Source organism: Parabacteroides sp. AD58, from assembly GCF_023744375.2.
Lineage (GTDB): Bacteria > Bacteroidota > Bacteroidia > Bacteroidales > Tannerellaceae > Parabacteroides > Parabacteroides absconsus.
Genome location: NZ_CP146284.1, coordinates 2,246,726 through 2,259,807, shown reverse-complemented (window position 1 = coordinate 2,259,807; position 13,082 = coordinate 2,246,726). Strand labels below are relative to the sequence as shown.

Sequence of the window (13,082 nt, the reverse complement as noted above, 5' to 3'; positions counted from 1 at the left end):
TGGCTGTCAATGCATAATAAAAACAATAAAATAAATCTGATGAAGAAATTTTTGTTTATTACATTCAGTCTTTTGCTGGCCTGTGTGGCCTGGTCTCAAAATGATTCAAATGACATCGTGAAAGTGGGTGATGCCATGCCGGCCTTTACGATTGTGCACGACGACGGAACACAGCTGACTTCTTCTTCGTTGAAGGGAAAGGTCATTTTGGTAAACTTGTTTGCCACCTGGTGTCCGCCCTGTCAGAAGGAACTGGCAGCTGTAAAAGATCAGCTTTGGCCGAAATACAAAGACAATAAAGATTTTGTTTTGCTGGTGATCGGTCGGGAACATACGGATGCCGACCTGACAAAGTATAACCAGAAGAAAGGCTTTGCTTTTCCGTTGTATCCGGACAAGAACCGGGCCATCTTTAATGCCTTTGCCAAAAACCTGATTCCCCGCAGTTATCTGATCGGGAAAGACGGCAAGGTCGTTTATACCAGTAAAGGCTATACAGATCAGGAATTTGCGGAGTTGATGAAACAAATAGAAGGAGCATTAAAGAAATGAACTATAAGCATGTACATGTCATTTATTTTTCTCCCACACACTCTTCGGCTAAAATAGCCCACGCCATTGTGGAAGGAATGGGGGCGGTTTCGTATTCAGAATCCGATTTGACTTACGAAATGCCTGAATCGGAAGAAGCGGTAGAAAAAGAACTGACGATCGTGGCCGTACCGGTGTACGGAGGGCGTGTGCCCGATACGGCGGTAAAACGCCTGCAGAAATTTGTCGGGAAAGAATCTCCGGTAGTTCCTGTGGTTGTCTATGGAAACCGGGATTACGAAGATGCGTTGCTGGAATTGTCGGATTTGCTGGTACAACAGGGATTTACGTTGCTGGCCGCTGCCGCCTTTGTGGGAGAACATTCTTTCAGCTGCTCGCAATATCCGGTAGCTGCGGGGCGTCCGGATCAGAAAGATCATGATGATGCTTTCCTTTTCGGACAGCATGTGCTGGAAAAACTCGAGGCTTATCCTTCTTTGGAGGCTTTACCTCCTTTGAAAGTGAAGGGCAACAGACCTTACAAAGAAAAGAAAGCAGCGGCGCCGTCGGCTCCACTTGTCGATGCCTCTCGCTGTAATCTGTGCGGACATTGTGTGGATATCTGTCCGGTAGGGGCAATTTCCATACAGAACGGTGAAATGATCAGTGATCCCGTTCTTTGCATCAAGTGTTGTGCCTGTGTAAAAGAATGCCCGGAAGAAGCACGGACGTTCCCGAATCCTTTTGCTGAATACTTGTATAAGAACTTCAGCGCGCGTAAAGCCCCTGAATTGTTCTTATGAGACTTAGATTTCACACCCTTCACAGGAAGTGATTGATTATTAATAAAATGACTACGTGTGTGAAGGGTATAAAAGAAATTAGCTATTGCTATATTAAGGTATATAAGAAAGAATACCGGGTAAGATAAACGGGAATCGAAAACGAAACCGAAAGGAATCAATTTTGATTCCCGTTTATTTCATTTAAAAAGGTAGGCAGGAAAGAGAAAAAAGCCGGCGTCTTTTGTTGAAAAGCCGGTGAGAAATGATAAAAATACGCCGGCTTTTGGTCAATTGAAAATGGAGGGTTGAAAATTGAGAATTAAAGGGAGAAAAATAAGAGGAAAGGAAGAAAAATAAAAGGGAAGAACGGAAAGCAGGAGGATAAAAGGACCGGCCTAACGGAGAAGGCGTAAAGCAAATTGCGAGCGGAGCGTAAAGAAATCCCGGCTGTTTGAGCGCGTAGCGCGAGTTATCCGGGATTTTAGCGGAGGGAAGCAAATTTGTAGCCTTCGGAGTGTAGCCTTGACCTTTTGGTTCTTTTGGGTCAAGCCAAAAGAACGGAGGAAAGTAAATCCAAAAGAGGGAAGAAAAAGTGCATTCATAACATCCTGACAATCAGGAAAGGCAAAAAATAATTGAAAAAAAAGTAGCAAAAACATTTGGAGGATATGTTATAAAGCAGTACTTTTGCACCCGCAATCGAGAGAGATGCGTGAGACAACATGATGGAAACGGGTTAAGGATCCGGAGAGGAAAGAGGATGAGGTTGGAAGAATCCAAGCAGATATCCGATATCCGCCCGGCGGTCTTCCGAGAAAATAAATCGAAAAAAAACTTCGAAAAAATTTGGAAGATAAAAATAAAAATCCTTACCTTTGCACCACGTTTCGCAAGAAACCGATTGGGAAGAGTTCTTTGAGAAAATTACATATACAACAGTAGTACAAGTATTTAGAATGAATACCGTCAATAATACTTGAACCTGAAGGGAAGACGGAATCTTGAGCAAAGACATAAAACAATTTCAACAACGAAGAGTTTGATCCTGGCTCAGGATGAACGCTAGCGACAGGCTTAACACATGCAAGTCGAGGGGCATCGGGGAGTAGCAATACTCTGCCGGCGACCGGCGCACGGGTGAGTAACGCGTATGCAACTTACCTATCAGAGGAGAATAGCTCATCGAAAGATGAATTAATGCTCCATGAAACAGGGGTCCCGCATGGGAATATTTGTTAAAGATTCATCGCTGATAGATAGGCATGCGTTCCATTAGGCAGTTGGCGGGGTAACGGCCCACCAAACCGACGATGGATAGGGGTTCTGAGAGGAAGGTCCCCCACATTGGTACTGAGACACGGACCAAACTCCTACGGGAGGCAGCAGTGAGGAATATTGGTCAATGGCCGAGAGGCTGAACCAGCCAAGTCGCGTGAAGGATGAAGGATCTATGGTTTGTAAACTTCTTTTATACGGGAATAAAGTGAGCCACGCGTGGTTTTTTGTATGTACCGTATGAATAAGCATCGGCTAACTCCGTGCCAGCAGCCGCGGTAATACGGAGGATGCGAGCGTTATCCGGATTTATTGGGTTTAAAGGGTGCGTAGGTGGTTTCTTAAGTCAGCGGTGAAAGTTTGTGGCTTAACCATAAAATTGCCATTGATACTGGGAGACTTGAGTATGTTTGAGGTAGGCGGAATGCGTGGTGTAGCGGTGAAATGCATAGATATCACGCAGAACTCCGATTGCGAAGGCAGCTTGCCAAGCCATAACTGACACTGAAGCACGAAAGCGTGGGTATCAAACAGGATTAGATACCCTGGTAGTCCACGCAGTAAACGATGATTACTAGGAGTTTGCGATATAGTGTAAGCTCTACAGCGAAAGCGTTAAGTAATCCACCTGGGGAGTACGCCGGCAACGGTGAAACTCAAAGGAATTGACGGGGGCCCGCACAAGCGGAGGAACATGTGGTTTAATTCGATGATACGCGAGGAACCTTACCCGGGTTTGAACGCAGTCTGACTGCCGATGAAAGTCGGTTTCTAGCAATAGCGGATTGCGAGGTGCTGCATGGTTGTCGTCAGCTCGTGCCGTGAGGTGTCGGCTTAAGTGCCATAACGAGCGCAACCCTTGCCGTTAGTTACTAACAAGTAAAGTTGAGGACTCTAGCGGGACTGCCAGCGTAAGCTGTGAGGAAGGCGGGGATGACGTCAAATCAGCACGGCCCTTACATCCGGGGCGACACACGTGTTACAATGGCGTGGACAAAGAGCAGCCACTTGGCGACAAGGAGCTAATCTCCAAACCACGTCTCAGTTCGGATCGGAGTCTGCAACTCGACTCCGTGAAGCTGGATTCGCTAGTAATCGCGCATCAGCCATGGCGCGGTGAATACGTTCCCGGGCCTTGTACACACCGCCCGTCAAGCCATGGGAGCCGGGAGTACCTGAAGTCCGTAACCGTGAGGATCGGCCTAGGGTAAAACTGGTGACTGGGGCTAAGTCGTAACAAGGTAGCCGTACCGGAAGGTGCGGCTGGAACACCTCCTTTCTGGAGCGAGAGATTCCGAAGGAAGAAAGGATCAAGTAGAGGTATGAATGAAGAATACCTTGTACTACAGGTTGGATATGAAAAGATAATAGAGAGAAAAAGATGAAGCTGGGAAACCGGCAAAGTTGACAGTCCTATAGCTCAGTTGGTTAGAGCGCTACACTGATAATGTAGAGGTCGGCAGTTCAACTCTGCCTGGGACTACTCTCAGATACGGGGGATTAGCTCAGCTGGCTAGAGCATCTGCTTTGCACGCAGAGGGTCAACGGTTCGAATCCGTTATTCTCCACAGAGTAGAATTGATGCTGGAAAGGGAAAAACGAAAAATAATTTTCAATTCTCCATTTTCAATTTTCAATTCAGAAAGATCTTTGACATGTTGTACATTCAGTAAAGTAAAAAAGAAGAGCAAGCTTAGTAAATATCAATCCGGCGCGTTAAGTGCCAGATAAAGAAAGTAAGCAAGGGCAGACGGTGGATGCCTTGGCTCTCGGAGGCGAAGAAGGACGTGATAAGCTGCGAAAAGCCCGGGGGAGATGCAAATAATCCTTGATCCCGGGATATCCGAATGGGGCAACCCGGCAGGTAGAAGGCCTGTCACCTTGAAACAAGGGGCAAACGCGGGGAACTGAAACATCTAAGTACCCGTAGGAGAAGAAAACAAAATGTGATTCCGCAAGTAGTGGCGAGCGAACGCGGAAGAGCCCAAACCGGTTTTGTCTAGGCAAAGCCGGGGTAGTAGGACCACGACGTGGCAAGACAGCCTTGAAGTAGAACCATCTGGAAAGGTGGGCCAGAGACGGTGACAGCCCGGTACACGACTCAAGGCCGAAGCCTAGTGGCATCCTGAGTAACGCGGAGCACGAGGAATTCTGCGCGAAGCAGCGGGGCCCATCCCGTAAGGCTAAATACTCCCGAGAGACCGATAGCGAACCAGTACTGTGAAGGAAAGGTGAAAAGAACCTCGAACAGAGGAGTGAAATAGACCCTGAACCCGTCTGCCTACAAGCGGTCGGAGCTCAGCAATGAGTGACGGCGTGCCTTTTGCATAATGAACCTACGAGTTACTTTCAGTGGCAAGGTTAAGTACTTCAGGTACGAATCCGAAGCGAAAGCGAGTCTGAAAAGGGCATCAAGTCACTGTGAGTAGACGCGAAACCAAGTGATCTACCCTTGTCCAGGATGAAGGTTGGGTAACACCACCTGGAGGTCCGAATGGTTATACGTTGAAAAGTGTTCCAATGAGATGAGGGTAGGGGTGAAAGGCTAATCAAACTTGGAGATAGCTCGTACTCCCCGAAATGCATTTAGGTGCAGCCTGTGCGAAGTATAATATGAGGTAGAGCGACTGATTGGATGCGAGGGCTTCACCGCCTATCAAGTCCAGACAAACTCCGAATGCGTATTATATGATTCCATGGAGTGAGGGCATGGGTGCTAAGGTCCATGTCCGAGAGGAGAAGAATCCAGACCACCTGCTAAGGTCCCGAAATAATGCTTAAGTTGAGAAAACGAAGTCAGATTGCAAAGACAGCTAGGATGTTGGCTTGGAAGCAGCCATTCATTTAAAGAGTGCGTAACAGCTCACTAGTCGAGGAATTTGGCATGGATAATAATCGGGCATAAAGCATTTACCGAAGCAGTGGAATCTTTAGAGATTGGTAGGGGAGCATTCCGGCGGCGTCGAAGATGGAGGATGACCTCCGTTGGAGCTTCCGGAAAAGCAAATGTAGGTATAAGTAACGATAAAGGAGGTGAGAAACCTCCTCGCCGAAAGACTAAGGTTTCCTGATCAACGTTAATCGGATCAGGGTAAGTCGGGACCTAAGGATAAGCCGAACGGCGAAGCCGATGGAAGAAACGGTTAATATTCCGTTACTGCTTTAATGAGTGACGTGGAGACGGAGAAGTGACAGTCCTGCCGGCTGACGGAATAGCCGGTTGAAGGGTGTAGGAGCAGATCTTTGTAGGCAAATCCGCAGAGAGATCCGAACCTGAGAGTATGGAACGCACCCCGGTGCAATCCAACATGGACGTAACCAGGCTCCCGAGAAAATCCGCTAAACATAATCATTGAAGTACCCGTACCACAAACGGACACACGTAGTTGGGTTGAAAATACTGAGGCGCTCGAGTGAGTCACGGTTAAGGAACTAGGCAAAATGGTCCTGTAACTTCGGGATAAAGGACGCCGATCGGAAGATCGGCCGCAGAGAATAGGCCCAGGCGACTGTTTAACAAAAACACATGGCTGTGCGAAATAGTTAACATGAAGTATACAGCCTGACACCTGCCCGGTGCTGGAAGGTTAAGAGGAGAGCTCAGCGCAAGCGAAGGCTTGAATTGAAGCCCCAGTAAACGGCGGCCGTAACTATAACGGTCCTAAGGTAGCGAAATTCCTTGTCGGGTAAGTTCCGACCTGCACGAATGGTGTAACGATCTGGGCACTGTCTCAACCGTGAGCTCGGTGAAATTGTAGTATCGGTGAAGATGCCGATTACCCGCGATGGGACGAAAAGACCCCGTGAACCTTTACTATAGCTTTACATTGAATTTGGGCAATTGATGTGTAGGATAGGCCGGAGGCTATGAAGCTGGTACGCCAGTATTAGTGGAGCCGCCGTTGAAATACGGCCCTTTGATTGTTTGAGTTCTAACTTGCGGAAAGCGAGGACACTGTATGGTGGGTAGTTTGACTGGGGTGGTCGCCTCCAAAAGCGTAACGGAGGCTTCTAAAGGTACCCTCAGACCGATTGGTAACCGGTCGCAGAGTGTAATGGCATAAGGGTGCTTGACTGGGAGACAAACAAGTCGATCAGGTAGGAAACTAGAGCATAGTGATCCGGTGGTTCCGTATGGAAGGGCCATCGCTCAAAGGATAAAAGGTACTCCGGGGATAACAGGCTGATCCCTCCCAAGAGCTCATATCGACGGAGGGGTTTGGCACCTCGATGTCGGCTCGTCACATCCTGGGGCTGGAGAAGGTCCCAAGGGTTGGGCTGTTCGCCCATTAAAGTGGCACGCGAGCTGGGTTCAGAACGTCGTGAGACAGTTCGGTCTCTATCTATCGTGGGCGCAGGAAATTTGCGGGGATCTGACACTAGTACGAGAGGACCGTGTTGGACAGACCTCTGGTTTACCGGTTGTACCGCCAGGTGCACCGCCGGGTATCTAAGTCTGGAAAGGATAAGTGCTGAAAGCATCTAAGTACGAAGCCAACCTCAAGATAAGATTTCCTTAGGAGGGTCGTCAAAGACGATGACGTTGATAGGCTGCAGGTGTAAGGTCAGTAATGGCGAAGCCGAGCAGTACTAATAGCCCGAAACTTTCTTATCGGAAAAAGGATTGATAGTTACGAAGCAGAAAAGGTCTTCCGGAAGACTTTACGGGATGTACGGCAGGTTCAAAAGATTTAAATAAAGAAATTAAGGTGGTTATAGCACGAGGGATCCACCTCTTCCCATTCCGAACAGAGAAGTTAAGCCTCGTCACGCCGATGGTACTGCGTAACAGTGGGAGAGTAGGTAGCCGCCGTTTTAGAAAGAGAAAGCCGGTTCGACATCTGTTGGATCGGCTTTTTTCGTGTTGAAACCTTGCTTTCTCGCCCAGGATTTTGTACCTTTATACAGAAAATAGAAATGACTGAATGAAGCAAGCATTGGCTAACATACATCAGCAGTTGGATGCGCTATATCCGCCAGGAGAACTGAGGGAACTGATCCGTTGGATGATGGAAGAGGTGGCAGGTATTCCTCCTTATCGTTTGCTGTTGGCAGACGATGTATTGACGGATCATCAGCGGCAACAGATTGCTGCGATGGTGGAACGGTTGGCAAAGAAGGAACCAATTCAGTATATTTTAGGAAAAACGACTTTCTGCGGATTGCCTTTTCAGGTAAATCGGGAGGTATTGATACCCCGTCCTGAAACGGAAGAGCTGGTCCGTCTGATTGTTGATGATTTCACTTCTCATCCCTCTGTACGGATATTGGATATTGGGACAGGGAGTGGCTGTATCGCGGTTTCTCTGGCATCATTTCTTCCTGGTGCTCAAGTAACGGGATTGGATGTATCTTCATTGGCTTTGCAGGTAGCTGCGGGTAATGCGGCATTGAATCAGGTGTCAGTTTCATGGATAAGTCAGGATGTCTTGTCGGCCGATGTCGATTCTTGCTTAGGTCAATATGACTGTATTGTAAGTAATCCACCTTATATCATGGAGCATGAACAGCAAGAGATGGATGCGGGAGTGTTGAATTATGAACCTCATCAGGCCCTTTTTGTACCTGATACCGATCCTCTGTTGTTTTATCGTCGGATTGTGCAATTGGCAAAACGACATTTGACGGCTGGAGGTTGGTTGTATTTTGAAATCAATGAGCAGTGTGGAGATGCAATGCGTGAATTATTAAATAGGGAAAGATTCAGTCAGACAGAAATTATCAAAGATTATTTTGGAAAAGATAGAATGCTTAAAGCTCAGCTTGTACTATGAAAAAGTTGGATGAACAGGAAATGTTACATCGCATGGCAGCGTATTGCTCTTCTGCCGAGAGATGCGAACAGGAGGTCCGGCAGAAGCTGGAGAAGACAGAATTGGAGCAAGAGGCTGTGACGCGCATTATAAGTCGTTTGAAGCAGGAGAAATTTATTGATGAATCCCGTTTTGCCCGTGCCTTTGTCAATGATAAGTTCCGGTTCAACCGCTGGGGAAAATACAAGATTCGTTGTGAGTTACAGCGTAAAGGTATTTCCGAAGAAGTGATTGATCAGGCTTTGGCTTTGTTGGAAGCAGAAGCATATAACCAGGTTTTGATGGAACTGCTGAAAGCAAAAATGAAGTCTGTCAAGGCGAAAGATGATCGGGAACGCTATTATAAGCTGCTGCGCTTTGCTGCAGGACGCGGATTTCAACCTGCTGAAGCCGCTTTGTGCCTGAAACGACTGATAAAAGATAGCGCTCATGAAGAATTCGATATGGAATGATTTCCTGCATCTGTTTTATCCGAGGTTGTGTATGCTTTGTGAAGAACCTCTGGTAGAAGGGGAAGAACAGGTTTGCTTGAGTTGCCTGTGTGATCTGCCGCGTATAAGACACCAGGATACTGAAACGTGGAATTCTTTGTTTGTGGGGAAGTCGGAGATCAGACTGGCTTATGCTTTCTTCCTCTTTGAAAAAGGCGGGCATGTACAGCAGTTGATTCATGCGTTGAAATATTATGATAATAAAGAACTGGCCTTTAGTCTGGGGCGCTTGGCTTTTCGTCATTTACAGCAAGAAAATCATCCTTTATGCGGATTCGATGTCTTATTGCCCGTTCCTTTGCATCCGAAGCGATTGAAGGAACGAGGATATAATCAATCGGAATGGATTGCCAAGGGCATACAATCCGTGTTGTCTGTACCGATTGAAACGTCGGTTTTGGTGCGCGGTGTAAAAACAGAAACGCAGACTCACCGGAATGTGTATGACCGGTGGACCAATATGCAGGATGTATTTGAACTGGCAGATGCTGAAAAGTTGAAAAACAAGAAAGTATTATTGATAGATGATGTACTTACGACGGGTGCCACTTTTAATGCGTGTGCAGCTGCTTTAGGAGATATTCCGGGCATAGAGTTAGGCGCTTTTGCTCTTGCAAAAGTATAAAGTGTATATGAACGCAGGAGAAAGCGGCAAATAACTTGCCTTAGGGCTGTATAGCTATTAGACTGTATGTGAAAATATTTTACGGCTTGTTTGAAAAATAAAAGAATAATAGCTACAGTTTGTCGGCGAGTTTGATTATTTTTGCAGAACAAATAAATAGAATGAGGATTGTATGAAAACACTGGAAAGATTAGTCGCAGAAAAATTATTGAAGATTAAGGCTGTGAAATTGCAGCCTGCGAATCCATTTACCTGGGCTTCAGGTTGGAAATCTCCTATTTACAATGACAATCGCAAGACACTTTCATATCCGGCTGTCCGTAGTTTCATCAAGTTGGAATTAGCACGTATGGTAAGTGAGAAGTATGAAAATGTAGATGCGATTGCGGGCGTTGCTACCGGTGCTATTGCACAAGGCGCGTTAGTAGCTGACTTACTGGGATTGCCTTTCGTTTATATTCGTTCAACCCCAAAAGACCATGGTCTGGAGAACTTGATTGAAGGAGAATTGAAACCCGGATCGAAAGTGGTTATTATTGAAGACTTGGTTTCAACAGGCGGAAGTAGTTTGAAAGCAGTTCAGGCAGTACGTAATTTTGGTTGTGACGTAATCGGTATGGTGGCAATCTTTACGTATGGTTTCCCGGTAGCTGTAGAAGCTTTCAAGGAAGCAAAGGTTACTCTGAACACATTGAGTAATTATGATGCAGTATTGGAAGAAGCTGTTCGCACAGATTATATTGCTGAATCAGAAATTGCAGTATTGCAAGAGTGGAGAAAAGATCCGGCTGGCTGGAACCCTGATAAATAAACTGTAAACTGATAATTAATTGAATGACAGAATTTGTGAGTGAGATCAAACAGATCCCACAGAACGATGAACGTATTTATGCGATGCTTTCTGACTTGTCTAATTTAGAACGGATCAAAGATCGCATACCTCAAGATAAAATTAAGGACTTTGAGTTTGACAGTGATTCTTGCAGTTTCTCGGTGAGTCCGGTAGGAAAGATAACTTTCCAGATTGTGGACCGTGAGCCCTGCAAGACGATTAAGTTTCAGACAACCAATTCACCGGTACCACTGTTCCTGTGGATTCAATTAAAGCAGGTGCAGGAAATGGATACACGGATGCGTCTGACAGTACGTGCAGAGTTGAATTCGTTCTTGAAGCCAATGGTGTCGAAGCCATTACAGGATGCATTAGATAAAATATCTACGGTGTTGGCCTCATTGCCTTATTGATAATTTTGATGATGAATAAATAGCAGGAAGCAGAGAGTTGGAAATGGAAGTTCGGCTCTCTGCTTCTTTCGCTCATATATAAAGAGAATAATTATGGCTCAAAAACTTTGGGAAAAGAATGTCCAGGTAGATCATGAAGTGGATGTGTTCACGGTTGGTCGTGACCGTGAAATGGATTTATACTTGGCGAAATATGATGTGCTGGGTTCGATGGCACATATAACCATGCTTGAAAAGATCGGTTTGTTGAAAGCCGACGAATTGAAGCAGCTGTTGGCTGAGTTGCGTAAGATTTATGCGATTGCTGAAGCTGGAAAGTTTGTGATAGAGGATGGTATTGAAGATGTACATTCGCAGGTGGAACTGATGCTGACCCGTCAGTTGGGCGATATGGGAAAGAAGATTCACAGCGGCCGTTCGCGAAATGATCAGGTATTGGTGGATCTGAAATTATACACACGTGCCGAAATACAGGAGTTGGTACAGTTGGTGCAGGATTTGTTTAATGTGCTTCAACAGCAGAGTGAACGTTATAAAGATGTACTGTTACCAGGTTACACGCATTTGCAGATCGCTATGCCTTCTTCTTTTGGCCTTTGGTTTGGCGCGTATGCCGAAAGTCTGACAGATGATATGCTGTTGTTGCAGGCGGCATATCGGATTTGTAATCGGAATCCTTTAGGCTCGGCTGCCGGTTATGGCTCTTCATTTCCGTTGAACCGTCAGATGACGACTGATTTATTAGGCTTTGATTCCATGGATTACAATGTCGTTTATGCCCAGATGGGACGTGGCAAGATGGAGCGGACCGTGGCTTTTGCCCTGGCTGGTATTGCCGGAACATTGTCTAAGCTGGCATTTGATGCCTGTCTGTTCAACAGCCAGAATTTTGGTTTTATCAAGTTGCCGGATCAGTTTACGACGGGTTCCAGCATCATGCCGCATAAGAAGAATCCGGATGTGTTTGAACTGACGCGTGCAAAATGCAATAAAATCCAGGGTTTGCCCAATCAGATTACCTTGATCTGTAATAATCTGCCTTCGGGTTATTTCCGTGATCTGCAGATTATCAAGGAAGTATTCCTGCCTTCGTTTGATGAATTGAAGGATTGCTTGCGGATGGTTACTCATATGATGCGTGAAGTCAAGGTGAATGAACATATTCTGGATGATGACAAATATTCATTGTTGTTCAGTGTAGAAGAAGTCAATCGCCGTGTGTTGGCCGGTGTTCCTTTCCGGGATGCCTACAAGCAGGTTGGATTAGAGATCGAAGCTGGCAAGTTTGTGGCAGACAAGCATGTGCATCATACCCATGAAGGCAGTATCGGCAATTTATGCAATTCCGAAATCGCTGCTTTGATGCAGAAAGCGGTAGATGGTTTCCATTTCGAGAAAATGAATGCAGCTGTTGAAGCCTTGTTAAAGAATGTCTGATGAGAAAGTTTATCTCTTTACTTATATTATTCTGTGCTTTGTCTTGTACGCAGACAGAGCACAGTTATTTCCCGTCTTATCCTGTTTATCTGGAGTTGGATCTGACCTTTGAAGATAAAGATCTGAATGGCGTGATGGCTTATAAGGAGTATATTTTAGGGAAGACTTCCGGCTTGTTTGGCTCGAGAGATCGTACCGGATTAGGTGGTGTTTTGGTTTATCACAGTGTGGATGGGTATCATGCCTATGATTTGGCTTGTCCTAATGAAACACAAGCTAGCGTCCGTGTGGAAATGGATGATGATGCTATTTATGCGATTTGTCCGAAATGTGGTTCGACGTATAATGTCTTTGAAGGCTATGGAAGTTTGGTGGAAGGTCCGGCTACACGTGGACTGAAACAGTATCAAACGGCCTTGAGTGGAACGAAATTATATGTCACAAATTAAATTTTTCTTCCGAAAAGTTTGGTAGTATAAAAAATATGTATACCTTTGCACTCGCAATCGGGAATTAAGATACCGAAAGCGAAAATGCGGAAGTAGCTCAGTTGGTAGAGCATAACCTTGCCAAGGTTAGGGTCGCGGGTTCGAGTCCCGTCTTCCGCTCATCACTTTAAGTGAAAGGGATGCTCGAATGGTGGAATCGGTAGACACGAAGGACTTAAAATCCTTTGGCTATTGCAGCTGTGCGGGTTCAAGTCCCGCTTCGAGTACAGCTTTTATGCGGAAGTAGCTCAGTTGGTAGAGCATAACCTTGCCAAGGTTAGGGTCGCGGGTTCGAGTCCCGTCTTCCGCTCTTGCTTCCAAATAAAGCCTCGTAATTCTTCGGAATAGCGGGGCTTTTTATTTATAGTTACTTCTTTCCAAAAAGACGCCGG

Annotated in this window: 9 protein-coding genes, 5 tRNA genes and 3 rRNA genes; all 17 read left to right on the top strand. The window is 46.0% G+C overall.

The window, feature by feature from the left end; genetic code table 11:
* Nucleotides 1-39: 39 nt before the first annotated feature.
* The 17 genes from NEE14_RS09865 (at nt 40) to NEE14_RS09785 (ending at nt 13,000) form a co-directional block, all read left to right on the top strand.
* On the top strand, nt 40-552 hold the full coding sequence (locus tag NEE14_RS09865) for a TlpA family protein disulfide reductase (protein ID WP_251967538.1): 513 nt from the start codon (nt 40-42) through the stop codon (nt 550-552).
* Nucleotides 549-1,334 carry a 4Fe-4S binding protein gene (locus tag NEE14_RS09860; RefSeq protein ID WP_251967537.1) on the top strand — a complete coding sequence of 262 codons (786 nt, stop codon included), beginning with the start codon at nt 549-551 and terminating at the stop codon, nt 1,332-1,334. The genes NEE14_RS09865 and NEE14_RS09860 overlap by 4 nt, the downstream gene beginning before the upstream one ends.
* Nucleotides 1,335-2,343: 1,009 nt before the next feature.
* A 16S ribosomal RNA gene (locus tag NEE14_RS09855) occupies nt 2,344-3,870 on the top strand.
* 130 nt (nt 3,871-4,000) lie between these two features.
* Nucleotides 4,001-4,074: transfer RNA gene (locus NEE14_RS09850), tRNA-Ile, on the top strand.
* Nucleotides 4,075-4,085: 11 nt separating this feature from the next.
* Nucleotides 4,086-4,159, top strand: a tRNA-Ala gene (locus NEE14_RS09845).
* A 162-nt stretch (nt 4,160-4,321) separates the two neighbouring features.
* Nucleotides 4,322-7,204 (top strand): 23S ribosomal RNA (locus NEE14_RS09840).
* A 92-nt stretch (nt 7,205-7,296) separates the two neighbouring features.
* A 5S ribosomal RNA gene (gene rrf, locus NEE14_RS09835) occupies nt 7,297-7,407 on the top strand.
* The 16S, 23S and 5S rRNA genes sit together here with 2 tRNA genes alongside, the layout of an rRNA operon.
* 109 nt (nt 7,408-7,516) lie before the next feature.
* A complete protein-coding gene (prmC, locus tag NEE14_RS09830) occupies nt 7,517-8,365 on the top strand; it encodes a peptide chain release factor N(5)-glutamine methyltransferase (protein WP_251968187.1) in 849 nt (282 codons plus the stop codon).
* Nucleotides 8,362-8,856 carry a regulatory protein RecX gene (locus tag NEE14_RS09825; protein ID WP_251968188.1) on the top strand — a complete coding sequence of 165 codons (495 nt, stop codon included), beginning with the start codon at nt 8,362-8,364 and terminating at the stop codon, nt 8,854-8,856. The genes prmC and NEE14_RS09825 overlap by 4 nt, the downstream gene beginning before the upstream one ends.
* On the top strand, nt 8,834-9,520 hold the full coding sequence (locus NEE14_RS09820; RefSeq protein ID WP_251968189.1) for a ComF family protein: 687 nt from the start codon (nt 8,834-8,836) through the stop codon (nt 9,518-9,520). The genes NEE14_RS09825 and NEE14_RS09820 overlap by 23 nt, the downstream gene beginning before the upstream one ends.
* 172 nt (nt 9,521-9,692) lie before the next feature.
* A complete protein-coding gene (pyrE, locus tag NEE14_RS09815) occupies nt 9,693-10,331 on the top strand; it encodes an orotate phosphoribosyltransferase (RefSeq protein ID WP_251968190.1) in 639 nt (212 codons plus the stop codon).
* A gap of 23 nt (nt 10,332-10,354) precedes the next feature.
* Nucleotides 10,355-10,765 (top strand): hypothetical protein, encoded by a 411-nt coding sequence (locus NEE14_RS09810; protein WP_022456474.1) that lies wholly within the window; start codon nt 10,355-10,357, stop codon nt 10,763-10,765.
* Between the two features lie 93 nt (nt 10,766-10,858).
* Nucleotides 10,859-12,202, top strand: coding sequence for an argininosuccinate lyase (argH, locus tag NEE14_RS09805; protein WP_251968191.1), 1,344 nt, complete (start codon nt 10,859-10,861; stop codon nt 12,200-12,202).
* A complete protein-coding gene (locus NEE14_RS09800; RefSeq protein WP_251968192.1) occupies nt 12,202-12,651 on the top strand; it encodes a Rieske (2Fe-2S) protein in 450 nt (149 codons plus the stop codon). Before argH ends, NEE14_RS09800 begins: the two co-directional genes overlap by 1 nt.
* An 86-nt stretch (nt 12,652-12,737) precedes the next feature.
* Nucleotides 12,738-12,810: transfer RNA gene (locus tag NEE14_RS09795), tRNA-Gly, on the top strand.
* 22 nt (nt 12,811-12,832) lie between these two features.
* Nucleotides 12,833-12,917: transfer RNA gene (locus NEE14_RS09790), tRNA-Leu, on the top strand.
* 10 nt (nt 12,918-12,927) lie between these two features.
* A tRNA-Gly gene (locus NEE14_RS09785) sits at nt 12,928-13,000 on the top strand.
* The last annotated feature ends 82 nt before the right edge of the window (nt 13,001-13,082 follow it).